The organism is Paenibacillus sp. NPDC056722, from assembly GCF_042790635.1.
GTDB lineage: Bacteria > Bacillota > Bacilli > Paenibacillales > Paenibacillaceae > Paenibacillus_AQ > Paenibacillus_AQ agri.
Genome location: NZ_JBHTYV010000022.1, coordinates 1 through 18766 on the forward strand (window position 1 = coordinate 1; position 18766 = coordinate 18766).

At 39.0% G+C, this 18766-nt stretch carries 18 protein-coding genes; all 18 read right to left on the reverse strand.

Annotated elements, in window-relative coordinates; all coding sequences use genetic code 11:
* On the reverse strand, positions 1–449 hold a 449-nt coding region (locus ACFRAM_RS27660), incomplete at its 3' end, for an acyltransferase family protein (RefSeq protein WP_379470161.1).
* Between the two features lie 27 nt (positions 450–476).
* On the reverse strand, positions 477–1739 hold the full coding sequence (locus ACFRAM_RS27665) for an O-antigen polymerase (protein WP_379470163.1): 1263 nt from the start codon (positions 1737–1739) through the stop codon (positions 477–479).
* Positions 1740–1772: 33 nt separating this feature from the next.
* A complete protein-coding gene (locus ACFRAM_RS27670; RefSeq protein ID WP_379470165.1) occupies positions 1773–2978 on the reverse strand; it encodes a glycosyltransferase family 4 protein in 1206 nt (401 codons plus the stop codon).
* Positions 2979–3026: 48 nt separating this feature from the next.
* Entirely contained in the window at positions 3027–4169 is a 1143-nt protein-coding gene (locus ACFRAM_RS27675; protein ID WP_379470167.1) for a glycosyltransferase WbsX family protein, read from the reverse strand.
* Positions 4169–5266, reverse strand: a complete 1098-nt coding sequence (locus tag ACFRAM_RS27680; protein ID WP_379470169.1) for a glycosyltransferase family 4 protein — start codon at positions 5264–5266, stop codon at positions 4169–4171. The genes ACFRAM_RS27675 and ACFRAM_RS27680 overlap by 1 nt, the downstream gene beginning before the upstream one ends.
* Before the next feature lie 27 nt (positions 5267–5293).
* Positions 5294–6097 (reverse strand): glycosyltransferase family 2 protein, encoded by an 804-nt coding sequence (locus ACFRAM_RS27685; RefSeq protein WP_379470171.1) that lies wholly within the window; start codon positions 6095–6097, stop codon positions 5294–5296.
* A 62-nt stretch (positions 6098–6159) separates the two neighbouring features.
* On the reverse strand, positions 6160–6771 hold the full coding sequence (locus tag ACFRAM_RS27690) for a DapH/DapD/GlmU-related protein (protein WP_379470173.1): 612 nt from the start codon (positions 6769–6771) through the stop codon (positions 6160–6162).
* A 23-nt stretch (positions 6772–6794) separates the two neighbouring features.
* On the reverse strand, positions 6795–7817 hold the full coding sequence (locus tag ACFRAM_RS27695) for a WaaS/CpsH family glycosyltransferase (RefSeq protein ID WP_379470175.1): 1023 nt from the start codon (positions 7815–7817) through the stop codon (positions 6795–6797).
* Positions 7818–7823: 6 nt separating this feature from the next.
* Positions 7824–8984 (reverse strand): NAD-dependent epimerase/dehydratase family protein, encoded by a 1161-nt coding sequence (locus tag ACFRAM_RS27700; protein WP_379470177.1) that lies wholly within the window; start codon positions 8982–8984, stop codon positions 7824–7826.
* 17 nt (positions 8985–9001) lie between these two features.
* A complete protein-coding gene (locus tag ACFRAM_RS27705; protein WP_379470179.1) occupies positions 9002–9895 on the reverse strand; it encodes an SDR family oxidoreductase in 894 nt (297 codons plus the stop codon).
* A 61-nt stretch (positions 9896–9956) separates the two neighbouring features.
* Positions 9957–10571: a sugar transferase gene (locus tag ACFRAM_RS27710; protein WP_379470181.1), complete on the reverse strand. Its 615-nt coding sequence runs from the start codon at positions 10569–10571 to the stop codon at positions 9957–9959.
* Positions 10572–10661: 90 nt separating this feature from the next.
* Positions 10662–11717 carry a copper amine oxidase N-terminal domain-containing protein gene (locus ACFRAM_RS27715; RefSeq protein ID WP_379470183.1) on the reverse strand — a complete coding sequence of 352 codons (1056 nt, stop codon included), beginning with the start codon at positions 11715–11717 and terminating at the stop codon, positions 10662–10664.
* Positions 11710–12378 carry a hypothetical protein gene (locus ACFRAM_RS27720; protein WP_379470185.1) on the reverse strand — a complete coding sequence of 223 codons (669 nt, stop codon included), beginning with the start codon at positions 12376–12378 and terminating at the stop codon, positions 11710–11712. Before ACFRAM_RS27720 ends, ACFRAM_RS27715 begins: the two co-directional genes overlap by 8 nt.
* Before the next feature lie 33 nt (positions 12379–12411).
* A complete protein-coding gene (locus ACFRAM_RS27725) occupies positions 12412–14244 on the reverse strand; it encodes a polysaccharide biosynthesis protein (RefSeq protein WP_379470187.1) in 1833 nt (610 codons plus the stop codon).
* 41 nt (positions 14245–14285) lie between these two features.
* Complete coding sequence (locus tag ACFRAM_RS27730; RefSeq protein WP_175370302.1) at positions 14286–14975, reverse strand: CpsD/CapB family tyrosine-protein kinase; 690 nt, start codon at positions 14973–14975, stop codon at positions 14286–14288.
* Entirely contained in the window at positions 14956–15738 is a 783-nt protein-coding gene (locus ACFRAM_RS27735; RefSeq protein WP_175370303.1) for a YveK family protein, read from the reverse strand. The genes ACFRAM_RS27730 and ACFRAM_RS27735 overlap by 20 nt, the downstream gene beginning before the upstream one ends.
* Before the next feature lie 87 nt (positions 15739–15825).
* Entirely contained in the window at positions 15826–17877 is a 2052-nt protein-coding gene (locus tag ACFRAM_RS27740) for an S-layer homology domain-containing protein (RefSeq protein ID WP_379470190.1), read from the reverse strand.
* A 104-nt stretch (positions 17878–17981) separates the two neighbouring features.
* Positions 17982–18764, reverse strand: coding sequence for a tyrosine-protein phosphatase (locus tag ACFRAM_RS27745; protein ID WP_379470192.1), 783 nt, complete (start codon positions 18762–18764; stop codon positions 17982–17984).
* Positions 18765–18766: the final 2 nt, after the last annotated feature.

Genomic DNA, 18766 nt, shown 5'->3' on the forward strand with positions numbered 1-18766 from the left:
ATATTATTCTTTATTTTTTTATTAATAAATTTAAGAAATGGTTGCAGAAGTGCTATCATTAAGAAAATGCGTACAATCCAACCATAACCTATAGCACTTCCAGAAGTGGTTAAGGCATATGATAAAAGCACCTGATTTAAGCTCCACAAATAATTTCGATTAAGAAGAAAACATAGAACATATACTCCAAAAAAGATCAGACTTAATACTATATACGTTGGAATTAACAGTTTTTTAACTCTCTTCCATAAATATCTTCCGAAAGAAACCGTTCGTATTTGTGATTCATAACTCATTGAAATTCCAGATAGAAATATTAGAACTGTAACGTCAAATGTCCTCAAATTAAATAGTAAATTCGGTAATTCAACATGAGCTAACATTATAAGTAAGGTACAGATAGATCTCATTATATCTATTGATGTATTTCTTTCAATTTTTTTCTCCAAGAAAATCCTCCTTATGTATAAGCAACTCTATTTCTTTGTATAATTAGAAGTTTTTTTCTTCCTAATTACTAAGTTCAAATATAAAAATGAGAGTGCATAGGCTGATATAACGAATTGCCAACGAACCATTGATGTTAATACACCTTGCATTATTAGTAGATAAATAGCTATGTTCTTGATATTAGGTCTGTATTTAACGTAACTATAAGATAATGAACAAATAATCCCGTATATAGCGGAAAATATAATTACTCCAAAAAAACCAGCATCTGAGTAAAAATAAAAAAACGGAGTCACAAATGCATTAAATGTAAGTTTCTCTCCTATGTTTACAAAATTATCAACATTCAATAAATCTAAAGAGTTCAGGAAAGACTGCGGATAGCTAAACAATCCAGCACTATTCATCACATGAAAAAGAGGTTTTAAATATCCGTTAAAAAAAGCCCAGCCATGTGTAGAAGAATTGGTAGAATCTATTATATATAATCTATAATCTAAATGTGGTATTGCACCTGCTAAGTATAAATACAACTGTTGAATGATAGATACTGAAGGCCCTCTCATTTTGGTTATAATATACATAGCAGATACTCCGAAAACTATTAAAACTATAATGATTCCTTTTATTTTTCTACTGATATTCAAACGTTTTTTGTATATTACAGCTGCGATCATAAAATGAATAAAGATATAATAAAATATAACTCTCCCGCCATCTCCAAAAGCTGATAGGATAGCGACGAAAATTGATAACACCAATAGTTTCTTGTCTTTTTTTCCAGCAAAGAAGTCAATTGCAGCAATAGGCATAATCATAAATATCAGGGCTTTATTAATATAGTTTTCGTAAATAATTGCCCATGTAGATGAACCCAATACTTCACTACTAAATGAACCTCTTATTTCACCTAGCGAATATCCTTGAGTCAAAAGTAAAATTACGTTTGATAACCGAAAAAGCATATATACTATTGTCAGAAAATAAAGAAAATAAAGAAAACCATATTTTAGTTCATACTTAACATTAGAATCAAAATAGTCCTCTTTGTTTTTAGGAAATATTAAGCTCATGATGGCATAACCCACCAGAAAGCTTAATAACCCAATAGATAAAACGTTATATGTATGCTCACGTACAATATACAAGTTATACAAACCCATGGATGCAAGTCCTATCATAAGAGCAAAAAATGCAAATAATATTGATATAGGATTAATTACGTTTTTGTGCATCCTACTAGTAATTATTGATATTCCCATACATGCAAAAGCGATATAAATCCCCAAAAAAACCTCTCCTTTTAAACAAAGCCAGAAAACTCAAATATAATTAGGCTCATTTAGTGCCTCAAGAACAAGCTCTAAAACTGTATTGCTACATTTTCCTTTTGTAAAATTATCAACAGCATAATTATATCCATTCACAGAAATCCTCTCCATTTCTGATCTGGATTCATAAAGATACTTAATATTTTCAGCTAGAGCTTCAATATTTCCGGGCTCATACAATAATCCTGTCTCATTATTTTTTATAAGTTCACTGGTACCAGCACTATTCTGACCTATCATTGCCAATGAGCTAAGCATCCCTTCAACAGTAACTCTTCCAAACGCTTCACTTTTTGATGTCACTAAACCAATATCCATAGACTTTCTTAATTCATTCATATCCTTTCGAAGTCCATGGAATATCACATTTTCACTCATATTATTATCAAATACATAATCTTCTAATATTTTGTAATATTCACAATCCGTATTACCAGCGATGTTTAAAGTAATCTCATATCCACCATCTAACAAAATCTTCAATGCCTTCAAAGCTTCTAATTGTCCCTTTCCCTCGCTCAATGTTCCAGCAATCAATAATTGAATATTGGATTTAGATAAATTAAATTTTTTTTTCGGGTTAATATAGCTTGGTGATATATCATTATAAATAACCTGTAATTTTTCAGGTTTTATATATAACTGATTTTTTTGAAACATACTCTTAGATAAGACAATTATCTTATTCGCATATTTATTTGCAAACTTATAAAAGTATTTTTCACCAAAAAAGAAATCAATTTGCTGATCTTCTCTTCTAAACTCACGGAAATGCCAAATATGGGGGATCTTAAAGAACTTATTCAAAAACCCCCCTACAAAAATAACACTTGTATTCGTGTAAACTGCGTCAAATTTTAAATCACTAATTAGACTTTTTAAACGGTATATGCTGATTATTGATATTAACATTCTTGCAAATCTATATGGAAATGCTACGATCTTTTTAATTAATGGTTGATTTATAGAAGCAACTAATTCTGTATAAAAGCAATTAATAACTTTTATATCTTTTCGAAGCAAATAATCTATCGCAGTACCTTCTGTTTTGGGGAACAACGTAACAATGTTAACTGTTTTTTTGTCCAGATAACTTTCTATAATATCTATTAATGAACGAGTTGCGCCACTATAATAATCAGAATTGTGGAATACAAATAATACTGTAGGTATTTTTTTAGATTTCAAGTTTTCCATGCAAAATTAATTTCCTCCACATTATTTAATAGCTAATCTCAATATTTATCATTCTTTCTCATCAGTTTCAATAAGGGCTTCATTTAGTGCCTCTAAATAACCAAATTTATATTTTTCATCCGGCTCCAAATATCCGCCTTCAGCCCACTCGTTCCATGCAAAGAGAAATATTTTGTCCGTATTATAATGATCTCTCGCATTCTCAATTTGCTTAACCATATATTCTTTAAACAATGTTGGCGTGCTCCCAGTATATATGCTTCCATTTGCTCGTCTGGGAGTATTATCCCAACCTACAAATGCTCCTGGTATTGACTTGTTATTTGTTGGGCGACGATTAATAATTTCTCTCCAAGCTTCATTAAAATCTATCAAGCTCAATTTTTTACCAGCGAATTTTGCTGTAAAGTTTGTGTTAAATGTTTTATCTATTTTATTGATAACTTGACGTATAGTGGTTCGGTATTTGTACATTGCACTTGATTTGTGACTGCTATTTATCTTCAAGTCATGCAATGCATAACCTGGTTGGTATTCTATATTGTATCTAAATCTACTATCGTCTTTATCTTTCATTAGATAGAAAGGCAGTTGTTGATAAGCAAAATTGATACCGTTGAATCCATTAGCCAATGCTAGTTCTTGCCAATAATCAAGCATATCATTTAAACAATCTATTATCTCTGGTCTATAGATAACAAAAAGTGGTTTTCCCTCTTCCTTTATATAGTTATCGTCTAAGAAGTAGGGCAACAGATAATCGAAATGTTTCTTCCATTCTGGTTTTTGACCATATTTTTGAGCCATTAATGTTTTAGGATCTTTATCAGCGACCCAAGCATTTGTCCAATTTTCATTAGCCCAACATATGCAATATGGGTGATTCAATTCAGAATTATCTCTAAATTGTTCTAGTGGTTTTTCTAAAAGCAGCTTCCCATCAAACCAATAATGGTAAAAACAGAATCCGTATACTCCGTATTCTTTCGCCAAAGAAATTTGCCATTTTTTCACTTCATCATCAAGTAAATTATAATAATTTCCATTCAAAGGAACTCTGGGTTGATAGTGATCTTTAAATAATGGCTTCGCCTTCTTCACATTTACCCACTCTGTAAACCCTTCACCCCACCATGCATCATTTTCTGGAATCGTATGGAATTGTGGTAAATAAAACGCTATTATTTTCATTAGATTTCTCTCCTAAGCACTTTGTCCCATTTATTCATAATATCTTCGTTACACCATTCTTCGGCAGTAAGTTGTGCATTTTCACCCAATGATTTCAGATAATAACTTTTGTCATTCAACAGTATAGCCATTTCTCTCTTGTATTCCTCTACGTCATAAGGCTGAATTAGAACTCCATTTTTTTTGTGTACGATCAAATCCCTGGGTCCACTTGGGCAATCAAAGGAAATACAGGGTATCCCGAACGACATTGCTTCTAACAGCACCATGCCAAATCCTTCAAATTTTGAAGTAAAGGCAAAAAGTGATGCTTCTTTATAGAATGTGTCTACACTTTTGGTGGGGGGTAAAATCTCAACACAATTTTGAAGATTATTGGATTCAATATATTTCTTTAAACTAACCTCTTCTTCTCCTTTGCCAACTATCCTTAACTTCCATCCATTTAACATTTTTTCTTTTTCAAGCTCATTCCAAATCTTAAGGAGTAGAAGCTGTTGTTTGTCGGATGTTAATCTTCCAATATTAAGAACTACCTTAGAATTCAAATTATTCCGATGTACAACTGGAAACGTAGAGAGATGCGGAATATATATAGCATTACTCCCCTCTTTAATGTACGCCTTTGTATCCATTGTTGTGGGAACAGATATTACATAAGATTTAGGGTATAAGTATTTTTTTAATATTTTATAGATTTTATTGTAAGCAAATTTTGATCCATGTTCACTGATAATTAATTTTCGTAAATGCTCCCTTCCTGAAAGAAAGATTTCCAAAGCATTAAATGGGGATGTAACATAGATGTAATCAAAATCACCTGAATTAATATATGCTCGTAGACTAATATTTCCTTTGAATAAATTTATTATGAGGCTATACAATCGTTGTATTCGCATATTCATATTCAATTGAAGAGGGGTATCTAAGCTATCAATTTTCACATTAGTATTAAGTTCATAGAACGAATTCACATCATCCTTAACCAAAACAGTAACCTCATACTTCTCACTAAAACTATTTGCTAAATTTGCTACAACTCTTTCAATTCCACCAGCAGGCTGCATACTGTTAATGAAAATCAATATTTTCTTCACTTATTTGTCTCCTGTTGTATTATATTTTCAAGAGTTATGTTTATGTAATTTAGTTAATAATATTCTTCTAATGTATTTTGCCCAATAGAAGAACCTTAGAAAGGTATAGAATGTTCCACTAATTAATGAATCCCTTTTTAATTCTCTTATATTCTTTAGATTACCTAAGTACATACCTTCGAGATTTGCCGAAAGTCCACTAAAGCCGAAAGCAGGCTTACCCCCACCGTAGTATACCATCGGTATAGGTAGATGATAGTAATTATAATTAGCGCATATTTTTAAGAAATAATTACCGTCTTCCGCATACTGCTGTGTTTCATCATATCCGCCAATCTGCTCAAAAATACTTTTTTTAAAAATTGCCACAGAAGTCTGAGGAAACATTTTGAGGCAAATATCCTTTACATTGGCCTTATACAGCCCTTCGATTCTTCTGAATAATATCTTAAGCCCTTTCTCATCTATATCTCCACCCAAAAAGTCAATCTCTGGGTGCTTCTTTATAGTATTAACCTGTATCTCTATTTTCTTTGGCAACCAATCGTCATCTGAATCTAGAAGAGCAATCCAATCTCCCTTAGCTTCTTTCATGCCTAAGTTACGAGCTGTAGAAACCCCCCCATTAGGCTTATCTCTAAGGATGATTGGCATTTCACTGTTTTCCTCGGCATATCTCTCGACCAAATTTAGAGAGTCATCTGTTGATCCATCATTAATTACTAATATCTCTAGGATATACTTAAATGCAGTTTGATTTTTTATGGAATCTAGTGTGCTAATAATTGTCTCTCTACTGTTATACATCGGAATTACAACCGATATTTTCATATTGTTCACCTATTTTAATTTCATGTTTTATTCTCTTATTGAATAAATAATTAAAAAATATATTAAGATTCCTTCTTTTCAACGGTTCCCCATACATTTAAGGAAGCATCCCATTTTTTAATCACCCTTGCTGGTGAACCAGCGACGATACAATTGCTCGGTATGTCTTTATTAACCACGGAATTGGCTCCAATTATGCACCCATTCCCAATAGTAACCCCGAGAAGTATACAAACATTTTCGCCTATCCAAACGTTATTTCCAATGCTAACAGGTTTAGTATATAGAGGTCTCTCATCTGGTGGAGTGTCTGGCCCTGAATCAAGTTCAGCTTTTGAATAATCTCCATGACTCGTGTCACTTATAAATATCTTTGAAGCCATTAAGCAGTTATCGCCAATTACAACCTTTTCACTCGCAACAATATGAACATTATCGCCCAGTTTACAATTCTCCCCTAGAATAAGTTTCTTCAATGTTTTATCGTTCTCTGTACCAAGTAAATCAAATCTGCAATTATATCCTGTAGTAAGTCCCTGAGCAAATTGCAGTCTTGACTTTCCTCGACAATAGAATGGCCTTCTGACTAATCTAGCTCCTCTATAAAACAACTTTGTACATATCAATGCATATGCGGTTGATATAGTCTCTGATAGTGAATACATATTTCTCATAGACTACCTCCATCTAATACTCTCTAAAAATCCCTTTTTAAATATCCATTATCACTTCGGTCTGAAATAATAGTTTCTATCCAACTGTGTAAACTATATTTTCGATAAATATCCTGATCAATGGGTTCATACTCATGCTTCAGAAATATCTCTATAACGTTTAAATCATACTCTTCCAGTACAAGAATATTTTTTTCGTTATAAAAGTCATACTTCTTAACATTAGTGTTAGTTGTAATTAATTTCCTTTTTGCACCGAGTGTTTCGATTGTTCTCATAGTTAAGCCACTCTGTTTATTATGTTGTATATCGAATACTGTGTTTGATTTTTTAAGAACTTCTATATTTTCCTTTTCTGACAATGGTACAAACTTAAATTCGCTACTTTTAGCATCTTTAAAGGCAGGTAAAAAGGCTTTATTATAAAGATATTGCAACTTGTTCAAAAACATATATGAGAAGATACGGATACCCTTAGAATCCAATCGCGGAAATAATTCCTTCAATATACTGTAACGATTTGGATGGGCCGTACATACACTTACGATGTCGTATTGCCTTTCACTGACAACTTCCTTCCCTACATTCTCATAAGTCTTACAATAGAACAGCGGCAAAAAACTTAATCCTTCCAGAGTGTCACAATCATCAGAATCAAAAGAATAGGCTCTATCAAAAAGAGGGATCAGATCTTTGCTATTAGGGTAAAGAGTTAATGAATCCCACATGTACAAAACAAATCTAGCACTCTTTTGACTGTCTTTTAATTTCCGAATCATCAATGGTGTGAACACCTTACAGTTAACAATGAATACTAAATCGTAGCTTTTGTTTTGAGTCTCAGCCATGATTTTATCAAAATACTTCTGTATTAAAGAGTTCAACAAACTTCTTTTGATTTTGATTAACCCTTTCGTTAACGCATTTTCACTGGGTCTGTCATTATAATGATCAATAGAGTAACCTTGTTTCTCGAACTCCTCTATGATCTGTTTATAATATCCAAAAAATGGAGTTCCAATATATAGAATATTCTTATTTCTCATCTGTGCCTAACCCTCAACCTGAACTAACATTCCTGTCGCCTTCATTTCCTCTAGTGAAAGTTCAAAACGATCATTGGATTTCTCAAGTTTATTTCCTTCATCTTGCCCTTTAACCCATGCAGTAAATTCCTCCATACCCTCTTCAAATGTATAAGAAGGTTTGAAATCAGATAGTTGTTGCGCTCTGCTAATATCAGCAATATTGTGTCTGATATCACCAATTCGGAAGTCACCGGAAATCTTTATCTCCGAATTAGAATCATATAATCGCTTCAATGTTTCTGCAACTTGAATAACAGAAATATTCTCACCACTACCTACGTTAATATATTGATTATTAGTTAACTTGTTCTCAAGTGCATCACAAGTGATGGCAGCTACATCCCTAACGTGGATAAAGTCTCTGCTTTCGTTACCATCCTCAAAGATGTTAATGTTCTGATTCTGTAATAATAACTTCGAGAAAATAGAAAGGATACCAGTATAGGGGTTGGTAAGAGATTGGCCTGATCCATATACGTTTTGATATCTAAAAATTGTAAACGGAATATTCATGGTTGGGCACATAACTTCTAGCATCTTTTCTTGCGCAAGTTTAGTATATGCATAATAGGAGATTGGAGATAAGGAACTATCTTCCGTTGTTTTACTTAGTTCGACTTCCCCTCTACAAGCAGGGCACTTCACTTCAAAATCTAAGCTCAACATATCATCAACATTTCTTGATTTTGGTACGACACTCCCATGTTGTTTACAAATGTACATACCTTCACCGTACACTGAACGAGATGAAGATAGAATAATTTTCTTAATAGAAAGCTTATTTTTCAGGATACCTTCTAGAAGATTGGAAGTTCCCTTGATATTAACATCAGTATACCTACTCATTTCGTACATGGATTGACCCGTACCAGTCTCCGCAGCAAGATGTATTATGTAATTGACATCTTCCAATGCCAACAGTACATCTTCATAGTTACGCACATCACCTTTAATCACCTTACATTTATCTTTAATATTTTGATATAAAAACGATTCTTCGTAGTGATCACCATGTATTTGTGGTGAGAAATTATCCAGCACTACAATATCATACTCCTTATAAATCCTATCGATGATTTTACTCCCTATAAAACCTGAACCACCTGTAATTAGTATTTTTTCCATAATTCAATGAATTCCCTTCAGTATTTTCTACGTTTATATTGTTCAACTTCTATTTTAATCCCCTCACTAAGGGGCATTGGATTATAGCCAAAATCTTTAGTCGCATCCTCATGAGGAAAGCTTCGATTCTCTCCCATTCTTTGAACTCTTTCTATATAATCAACTTTGCCAATTGTAACTCCTTTTAACGATTTCGCTAAAAACACACCAAAAGCTAAAGGAACACTAATAAATACTGTTTTTTTATTCAAATTATCGCTAATTAATTTGAATGCATCTATCATTCCAATAGGCTTTTCACCTGATAATACATATTCTTTTTTTGCAACTTCGACTGGCATGCACAAAACTTGATAATAAGCCTTACCAAGATCTCTTGCATTTACCGGTTGAATTAAACTATGACCCTTATCAATCACAGGGAAAATCCTTAAATTATCGACCATTTTTATAAATTTGCTAATGTTAAGATCACATATATCCCCATAAATCATAGTAGGTCTTAATATTGTTACATTAAGTTTTTCACTCTTGTTAACGATTTTCCCAATCTCGATTTCGATATTCTTGTATTCTTCCGAAGCCGACTTAAACTTCGAATAAATTCCAGTTGTATGCACCAATATGGCTCTCTGCACGCCATTGTTTAATGCAGCCTCCATAAGACCCTGAGATTTTTGAATACCAGCAATATGCATTACAGTATCTATATCCCTCATACAAGAACTCAGAAATTCTTTATCTGTAATATCGCCAATAAATTTTTCTATTTTTAAACCGCTGTTATCCAGCATGCTTGAATCAGAAGTATCTCGAATAACAACACGAATAGTATCTTTAAATTTATTGTTAATCAGTTCCTGCAAAAAATATTTCCCCGTATGGCCTGTAATTCCCGTAACTAACAACATTCTTTTAACCTCACATTCGTTGATATCTTCATAAGAACCGATTGTTAGGGCTCAGGCATCGTTATATATCACTACTCTCTAAGTTTCTCGTTCCCCCTTCAACGACCCCATCACTTTTCAACACACTTGATATTGTTATAAAAAAACATTTCAAATCCATTGAGAATCCTTTTTTTCGAACGTATTCTCCATCTAGTTGTGCTTTAATAGCAATCTTCAATTCATCTCTACCATTAATCTGTGCCCATCCTGTTAATCCTGGTTTAATATCATTAGCTCCATATTTATCACGCTCCGCAATCAAGTCATATTGATTCCAAAGCGCAGGCCTTGGCCCAATAATGCTCATGTCGCCCTTTAGAATATTAATAATTTGAGGCAGCTCATCCAGGCTAGTTTTCCGCAGGAACTTCCCAATCTTAGTTATGTAATACTCAGGATCTTTCAGCAAATGCGTGGGCATATCCTTGGGAGCATCTGTCCGCATTGTTCGGAATTTTAGGATATAGAACTCACTTTTGTTCTTCCCTAACCGTTTTTGCTTGAAGAAAACAGGGCCCTTGGAGCTTAGTTTGATTGCCAGGGCAATGATCAAGAAAAAAGGCCATAACAGGAGCATCCCGATTAAAGCCAGTACAAAATCAATTATTGGTTTTATAAAAGTATAGGGTCGCATTCCTTCACCTGATCCTTATTTCTTTGTCTTTATTCTGTCCCCTACTATCTTCTATAGAGTTGAAGGGGACAGCCTTATTCATCCGTTAGATTAACCCGCCAATCCTTCTGCCAATGCCAATCCTTGTTTCAAAGTCGCCTCAAAAGCACTTCTATATTCACTAATGATCGCTGTACTGTAACCGTTCGCGTTCAGTTTTTGTTCAGCATCTGCAATTATGCTATTGAATGTTGCTTTGAAGGAATTCAGTTGCTGCACGCCCTTTGCCTTGATGGCCGTTTTCTTCTCGGCATCATCTTTGGCTGCGATGTACTCCATAGCCGTACTGAATAATGCAGATTCACTCTCAGCTTTGAGCGCATTCAGCTTACCTTCCGTTGCGCTAGTAATGGATTCATAGGAAACTTTATCGCTTCCTGTTCCTCCACCACCTGTACCGCCGCTACCGCCTGCATTACCTGCAGCTGCGCCTGTTGGAGCTGGTGTTGCAGATGGTGCAGTACTCGCTGTAGGGGATTTGGTGCTAGCAGGCTGATTGGAGCCTGGGTTGTTCTTGCCCTCTTGTTCGTTGACGCCTGAAGATGCAGCGGTAATCGTCTTTGTTTTCTGATCCCAGCTAATAGATTTACCGACAGATTCCGATAAAAAACGTAGTGGTACATATACGGAGCCATTCAGGATATAGCTGGATTGGCCCGCAGGCAATTTCTTGGCTGAACCGCCAAATACATAACTTGCATCGATGCTATTTAAAGTAATATTTTTTGCAGCTGCGGAACCGGTTTGATTGCCAGATGCATTCATCAAGAACTCCTTGATGACCACCAACTCAGAACTACTTGGTTCAACTACAGTCACCTTCAGGTTCTTGGCATCCCAGCTCACCGATTTTTGAAGTGCATAAGACATGAAGCGAAGTGGTACATAGGTAGAGTTGTTGTACATGAATACATATTGTCCTGCTGGCGGTTGCAGGGATACGCCGTCAAACACCATTTTCACATCAACAGTCTGTACTTTAATGGAACTAGTCTTGGTTGTTGTGGATGCCGCAGCTACCGAAGCCGGGGCGGATACAGACAATGGTGCGACATTAATTAACACTGCCAGGCTCAACATAACGGCTGAAACTTTTAATTTATTCACTCTTAGTCACGTCCTTCTCTTCTTGGATGACTTGATCACGGGTTTTCCCTTGGCTAATCCCGTATTTCTTGGCGATTTTCGACAGCTCATTGTATTGTTCTTCGCTTACTTTACCAAGAATAATGCTGCGTGCTTCCTTCTTCTTTTCGACGGTTAAGCCGCCTTGTGCAAGCTCTTGCAGCCGTTTAATATCTGAGGCACTGAGTTGACCGAGAACAATAGTAACGACATCGGCTTTATCTTTCACAGTGATACTCTGCTGAATTTCCTTAGCCTTGTCTTTGGAGACTTCTGCGGTATATCCATCTTTGTTTGTTCCAGTAGTACCTTTGTCTCCAGCTGAACCTGTCCCTGAAGCACCTTCAGCAGGCTTCTTCGTTGGCTCAGTTCCATTTCCTCCCTCGGAAGGGCTTGCATTAGAAGAGTCTGTTTCCTGTGCTGGAACGCTAGTGTTAGCTGAGTCAGGCACATCTGGTGATTTATCGTTACCTGATCCATCAGCTACAACAGGGTCTTCTGCATCCAGATCAAATCCATCTGCCATGGAATTCATAAGCTTGTCAACGGCATAATTAGCTGCGAATGCGCCACCAACACCTAGTACAATGATTATGGAGAGAGTCCAGAATACAATTTTCTTCCACTTCTTTTTCTTTACCATATATGGGGTTCCCCCTGCTTTGAAATAGATTAGTCAACTAATCGCCGCTTGTGCGACCGGCTGCATGGGGACAATCTGGTTAATGACTTCCCGAATGGCTTCTGGCTCCTCGGGCAGTACACGCTCCAGCCGCTTGAATTCAAGCTCAAGCTGGTTCTGGTTCATAATCTCCGGTTTTCCTATGAAAATCCGGTTATGCTGGGTCGCGCCCAGATTCTCTTCATCTGTCAGGAGTTCTTCGTACAGCTTTTCGCCTTCACGAATTCCTGAGAACTTAATCTCAATATCTACATACGGCTCGTACCCGGATAATGTAATTAAATCTTCAGCTAAATTAAGAATCTTCACCGGTTCTCCCATATCCAGGACAAACACTTCTCCACCTTTGGCAAAAGCCCCGGATTGGATGACGAGCTGTACAGCCTCCGGAATGGTCATGAAATAACGTACCATCTCGGGATGCGTTACCGTTACCGGTCCACCTGCTGCAATCTGCTGCTTGAATGCCGGAATCACGCTGCCTCGGCTACCTAACACGTTACCGAAGCGCACTGCCGAGAACTTGGTCTGACTCGTCGCACTCAGGCTCTGCACATACATCTCTGCAATCCGCTTGGTCGCTCCCATTACACTGGTTGGGTTCACGGCTTTGTCTGAAGAGATCATCACGAAGCGCTGAGCGCCATATCTGTCGGCACAATCTGCCACGTTGCGTGTGCCGAACACGTTATTCTTGATCGCTTCAGAAGGATTCCGCTCCATCAAGGGAACGTGTTTATGTGCTGCTGCATGAAAGACCACTTGCGGTCTATGACTGCGGAAGACATCCATCATCCGAGTTCGGTCCTGTACATCCGCAATGATTGTAATGATCTGTGCCTCGGGAAAGCTCTTGCGAAGCTCCATCTCAATGGTATAGATACTGTTCTCTCCGTGCCCTAGTAAGAGTAGCTTGTCCGGTGAGAAAGGCAGGATCTGCCTACACAGCTCCGAACCAATCGACCCGCCTGCTCCGGTAACTAATACGGTTCTGCCATAGACATACCCCAGAATACCGTTCATATCTGCGACAATTGGCTCCCGCCCCAGCAAATCCTCTACACTGACATCACGCAGCTTCTTGACAGATATTTTGCCAGCGATGAGATCATTGAGTGCAGGGATAATCTTCAGCTTCGCGCCTGTCTTCTTGGCAATGTTAATGATTTCGGAAATCTCCGTGCGAGAGACGGATGGCATAGCAATGATAATCTCATGGATATTTCGTTCTTTCACGATGCTAGGAATGGAATAACGATTCCCCAGTACAGGAATCCCCAATATCGACATATGATATTTATTCATACTGTCGTCAATGAATCCCACTATTTTGCTGTGAGCAAACATTGGGCCCATCATTTCCCGGGCTATAAGCGTACCGCAGTCTCCTGCGCCTACAATGAGGGTGTGTGTCTGCGTGTCCTTATAATTGATTCGCTCTCTATGAAACATCCTCCATAAGAAACGCACACCGCCTACCAGAACCAAAATGGTCTCCACCGAACGAACTTCCACGCCAAATGGCACACGTTCCGGTAAAATGATGAAGGCTATGCCGTAAGAGAGCAGCGCCCCTACCAGAATAGCCTTGATGACTGATATGATTTCTCCGATGCTGGCATACTGCCACATTCGCCGATATAAGCCAAAGTAAATCAGGCTCCCGCCGAAGGTTACGGTAGAGATCAGCCCGTATTGATACATTTGAATGTAATATTCCCGAGGCATATCATCATAAAAACGGAACAGATAGGATGTCACAATACTGAACCAGATGATGGCAAGGTCTACGAGGAATAATACAACTATTCTAGTTTTCGCTGTCATTTTCAGTGCCTCCAAAAATAACATTTTCCCTACGACTCTGGTCAATTTCCGTAATAGTAATAGTAATAACCCTCGCTGGCCTTGCGTTTGACGTTATTCAACACGACGCCCAGCATTTTCGCCCCTACCCGATCCAGGCCGGACTTGGCTTTCATCGCAATATCTCGTTTAACCTTACCGTAGCTAACTACCATGATTACGCCATCGCTCTTCGAAGCCACAATCTGCGCATCGGTCACTGCCAGTAGTGGAGGCGTATCGATAATCACAATATCAAATACTTCACGCATTTCCTGAAGCACGGTGGTCATGCGGTTGGAGGCCATCATCTCAGCCGGGTTCGGCGGAAGTGGTCCTGATGTGATCAGGGATAGGTTAGGTACACCCGACTCCTGCACTACCTCCTCTAGATCAGCTTGCTTGGACAGTAGAGACGATAGTCCATAGCGATTGCTGAGCTTAAATGTCTTATGGGCGGTAGGCTTACGCAAATCGCCATCAATTAACAGCACTTTCTTGTCAGACTGCGCATATGCGGCAGCCAGGTTGGCCGAAACAGTGGACTTACCTTCTTCCGGACCGGAGGAGGTAATCATAATGATCTGGATCTTCTCATCCACCGAAGAAAAATCAATATTCGTACGCAGCGCGCGGAATGCTTCCGATATAGGCGAGCGCGGATTGGTAACGGTAATGAGGTGACGTTGTTGATTATTTGGTGACTGTGACATGTTCAAGGTCCCCTGCCTTTCCAGAAGTTTGGACTTGAGCCTGTCTTGAAGTGGGCTTGGCACCATTCTCTTGTCCCACTCTTGTAATCATTGCAATTGTAGGCAGACCCAGATATTTCTCAATATCCGCTTCCGTCTTGATGGTATCGTCCATGTATTCGAGTAGGAAGGCGATGCCTAATCCAATCATCAACGACACTACAAAAGCGATGGCGATATTCAACAACACATTGGGTTCGACCGGTCCAGGTTCAACTGGAGGATTCACTTTAGCTTCATTCAAGATCGATACGTTCTGAACATTGAATAGCGATGGAATTTCCTGCTTGAACACAAGCGAAATGGCGTTCACGATTTCTGCGGCTTGTGTGTAGGAATTATCTCGAACGACAAGTGTCATCACCTGCGTATTGTTGACGGAGCTGACATTAACCTTTTTCAGAAGCTCTTCGGTAGTAATGTTGAACTGCGGATAATTCTTGATAACGGTATCCAGAATAGCCGGTGTTTTGATAATTTCTTTATACGTATTAATCAGTTGAATATTGGTATTGATCTGATTAAGATCAAGCTGCGTCATCGCCGACTGGGTCGGAGTCTGGTTGACGATAATTTTGGTGGATGCTTCATACACCGGTTTCTTGATATACAAGCTGTATACCCCGGCAAGAGCACACACGATTACAACAATACTGACGATCATCCACAGTCTCTTCCTGACGATCCGGAAATAATCGCGAAGATCCAATTCTTGTGATGACAAGTGAAATTACCTCCAAGTTGTTTCTAGAATATCCCAGAGAAGGACCTCCTCTCATCTGCATGAAAGGAGGTTCTCCAATTTACTATATTATTTGAAGTTAATAGTGCGGTAGATGATTACAGCTGCTTCAGCGCGAGTAGCTGAATTGTTAGGGTTGAATTTACCAGCATTGCCGATGACCAGATCATGGCTTGCTGCAAAAGCAACGCCTTCCTTCAGAGTAGAACTGATCTTGGCAGCATCACTGAATGCGCTCAGGGCCGACAGCGAAGCTGTGTCCTTGATGTCCTTCACAGATTTCAACGCACGGGAGATCATCGTTGCCATCTCAGCACGGGTAATCGTTGCATTCGGATCGAACTTGTTATCACCACGACCATTGATAATGCCCTTCTCAGCAGCAACTGCTACATAAGGTGCGAACCAGTCGTTAGCTCTTACATCGCTGAAAGATTGGGTAGCAGAGCTGTTCTCCAGGTTCAAGCCACGGATAAGCATCTTCGCGAATTCAGCGCGAGTCACGTTGCTCTTCGGAGCAAATTTACCGTCGCCTACGCCTTCAATCGCGCCCTTGGCAGCTACAACTTGAATTTGTCTTCCAGCCCATGCCTGAACACTTGCAATATCGCTGAAGGAGACTTTGTTCTCAAGTACTGCATAAGAAGAGAACGTATCACGCGGTTCTACGATGTAATCTCCGTCAAGTACACCACCTTGGAATTGGAGACTGTTATATACCAGCTTGGTTACGGAAAGAAGCTCTTTGTCCAGACCTTCAGTATTTTTCAATGGCAGCTTCAGTGTAATCGGTTGTTTGAAAGTAGTTACGGCTTTACCGTCTACAGTCAATCCGAATTCATATACGCTGGAAGCCAGTTTCAGTTTGGTTACGGAAGTTACGACTGCATCGTCAGCATTGGAAACTGTCAGCGCAATTGCAGCATCGAATTGTCCTACAGGAATCGTCACAGTCAGACCGTTGAACGTTACTCCAATGTTAGCGATACCTTTAGCTTTTGCTGCATCGATGATCGCTTTGGACAGCGGCACTTCTACAGTCTTAGCATTCACAGTACCCAGATCCAGAGTCAGTGTCAGATCCTTAGCTTCTTTACCTGCGGCTTTAGCTGCTGCAACAAGTGCGTCAAAGGCTTTCAGTACATCAGCGTCAACCAGCTTCAGCGTAGCTTTGCCGTCAACAATGGATACCAGCTTGGACACATCGTAGACACCGCCGTCTTTAACAACAACTGTAACAGCAGGTGTGCCAGGGGAGCTGTCTCCACCACCAGGGTTAGTTCCAGGAGTTCCTGGAGTTCCAGGATCAACAGGTCCACCATTACCTAGTCCAAATGCGCGAATATATGCCAATACTAGTGATTGTACTGCAGGTTTAGCAGATTTAATCTCTGTATTGAAAGTCTTCAAAGTTGCTTTAACATCAGCAGAAGTGATATTAAGGTTGTAAACAACTTGACTTACTGTTGCTGCACCGGTAGAGCCAGTTCTGGTGTTCAGAACTTTATCAATAGCTTCGTTAAACAGTTCTTCCTGTCCAGCAGGATTCGTTGCAATCGCAATCAATTCCTCTTTGGTTTTGCTGCTTACGAGGCTACGAAGTGTCGCTTCCACACCGTTCTCACCAAAGATGAAATCTACTACATCGTCAAAAGTTAAATCGGCAACATTTGCTTTAACTGCAATTTCCTTCAGCAGTTTAATGTTCTCGGCATTCGTGCGAATCTCTTTAATTTTGCTATAATCGCCATCATATACATCGTAGACAACGCTGGATACACCAACAAATGCTGTATACAGTGTATCTTTGTTGTCTGCACTCAGGCCCAGTTTCTCATTGTTAAGGAATGCAGAGAAGATATTTTCAAATTGAGTTGTAGTAATGCTGCTTGCTTCGGTTTGGTAGGCGAGCAAGTTTTTTCTTCCTGCCTCATCAAGCTCGGCATAAAGTTTCTTGATCTTATCTTTCACAGTATCTTGGGTAACTGCTGAAGCCGCCGCTACTCCTGTAAATCCAAGCTGCTTAGCCAGCCCCTCGCTGCTAAACGGAATTCCTGCAAAAGACGCTGCAGCCAAGCTGACTGCCAAAGTCGATACTGCCAGTTTCTTTTTCAAAGTCACTGTTCATCCACCTCTTCTTATGTATTTTTTTAATTGGTACAACTGGAAAAATCATGGTGTCTGCAACCCAATAAAAACCATTCTACCATCATTCCAGCAATTGGTCAGCCCTTTCGGGAAAAAAAAGCGAACAATTTCTGACGCTTTGTTCGTATTTTTACAAAATGCTGTTGAAATACCTGCTCATTCATGACAATTTTCTGCGTATTTTCACGGAAATAGTCGCAGACCTCTACACCCATTTCTGCCTCCAGTTTCCTGTATGCCTCACTGAGGCCGAACGGGCGGTGCACGCTGTCATGGGCATCGGAGGCGATCATATGCACAGCCCCCATACGGCATAGCTCTAGCGACAGCTTTTGCAGCTTGCTCCCAAAGGTACCCGCAAGACTCTGCGCAGTCAATTGACCCAGCACACCTATTTCAGCCAGTTTTTGCAGTTTGGCTGGCTCTGCCGCAACCTCGGCATTGCGCTCCGGATGTGCAATAATCGGAACGATTCCCTGAATGATCAGTTCATGGCAGACTTCCTCCATGTTGCGGGGGATTCGTGAGGATGGCATCTCTAGCAAAAGATAACGGGAACCTGCCAAAGTTAATAGCTCTCCCTGCTCCAGATCAGCCAGAAGATCACCATAAACACGGACTTCCTGACCCGGAAGAACGTTAAGCGGGTTCCCGGCCCGCCGAAGTCTCTCATTCAGCTCCTCCACAGCTAGCAGTGTATGACTTGCAGGGTTCATATATTGTCCGTTGGCATGATGTGGTGTGGCGACTACACTGGTGATTCCATCCGCCAGGGCATCACTCGCCATCGCTAGCGCAGCATCCCAGTCACTAGCTCCGTCATCCACGAAGGGTAAGATGTGGCAATGTATATCTATCATAA

Bases quoted from the DNA above. Each gene is read 5' to 3' on its own strand.
- ACFRAM_RS27670 (WP_379470165.1), bottom strand. From the start codon at position 2,978: ATGGAAAACTTGAAATCTAAAAAAATACCTACAGTATTATTTGTATTC.
- ACFRAM_RS27675 (WP_379470167.1), bottom strand. From the start codon at position 4,169: ATGAAAATAATAGCGTTTTATTTACCACAATTCCATACGATTCCAGAA.
- ACFRAM_RS27685 (WP_379470171.1), bottom strand. From the start codon at position 6,097: ATGAAAATATCGGTTGTAATTCCGATGTATAACAGTAGAGAGACAATT.
- ACFRAM_RS27690 (WP_379470173.1), bottom strand. From the start codon at position 6,771: ATGAGAAATATGTATTCACTATCAGAGACTATATCAACCGCATATGCA.
- ACFRAM_RS27695 (WP_379470175.1), bottom strand. From the start codon at position 7,817: ATGAGAAATAAGAATATTCTATATATTGGAACTCCATTTTTTGGATAT.
- ACFRAM_RS27700 (WP_379470177.1), bottom strand. From the start codon at position 8,984: ATGGAAAAAATACTAATTACAGGTGGTTCAGGTTTTATAGGGAGTAAA.
- ACFRAM_RS27705 (WP_379470179.1), bottom strand. From the start codon at position 9,895: ATGTTGTTAGTTACGGGAATTACAGGCCATACGGGGAAATATTTTTTG.
- ACFRAM_RS27710 (WP_379470181.1), bottom strand. From the start codon at position 10,571: ATGCGACCCTATACTTTTATAAAACCAATAATTGATTTTGTACTGGCT.
- ACFRAM_RS27720 (WP_379470185.1), bottom strand. From the start codon at position 12,378: ATGGTAAAGAAAAAGAAGTGGAAGAAAATTGTATTCTGGACTCTCTCC.
- ACFRAM_RS27725 (WP_379470187.1), bottom strand. From the start codon at position 14,244: ATGACAGCGAAAACTAGAATAGTTGTATTATTCCTCGTAGACCTTGCC.
- ACFRAM_RS27730 (WP_175370302.1), bottom strand. From the start codon at position 14,975: ATGTCACAGTCACCAAATAATCAACAACGTCACCTCATTACCGTTACC.
- ACFRAM_RS27745 (WP_379470192.1), bottom strand. From the start codon at position 18,764: ATGATAGATATACATTGCCACATCTTACCCTTCGTGGATGACGGAGCT.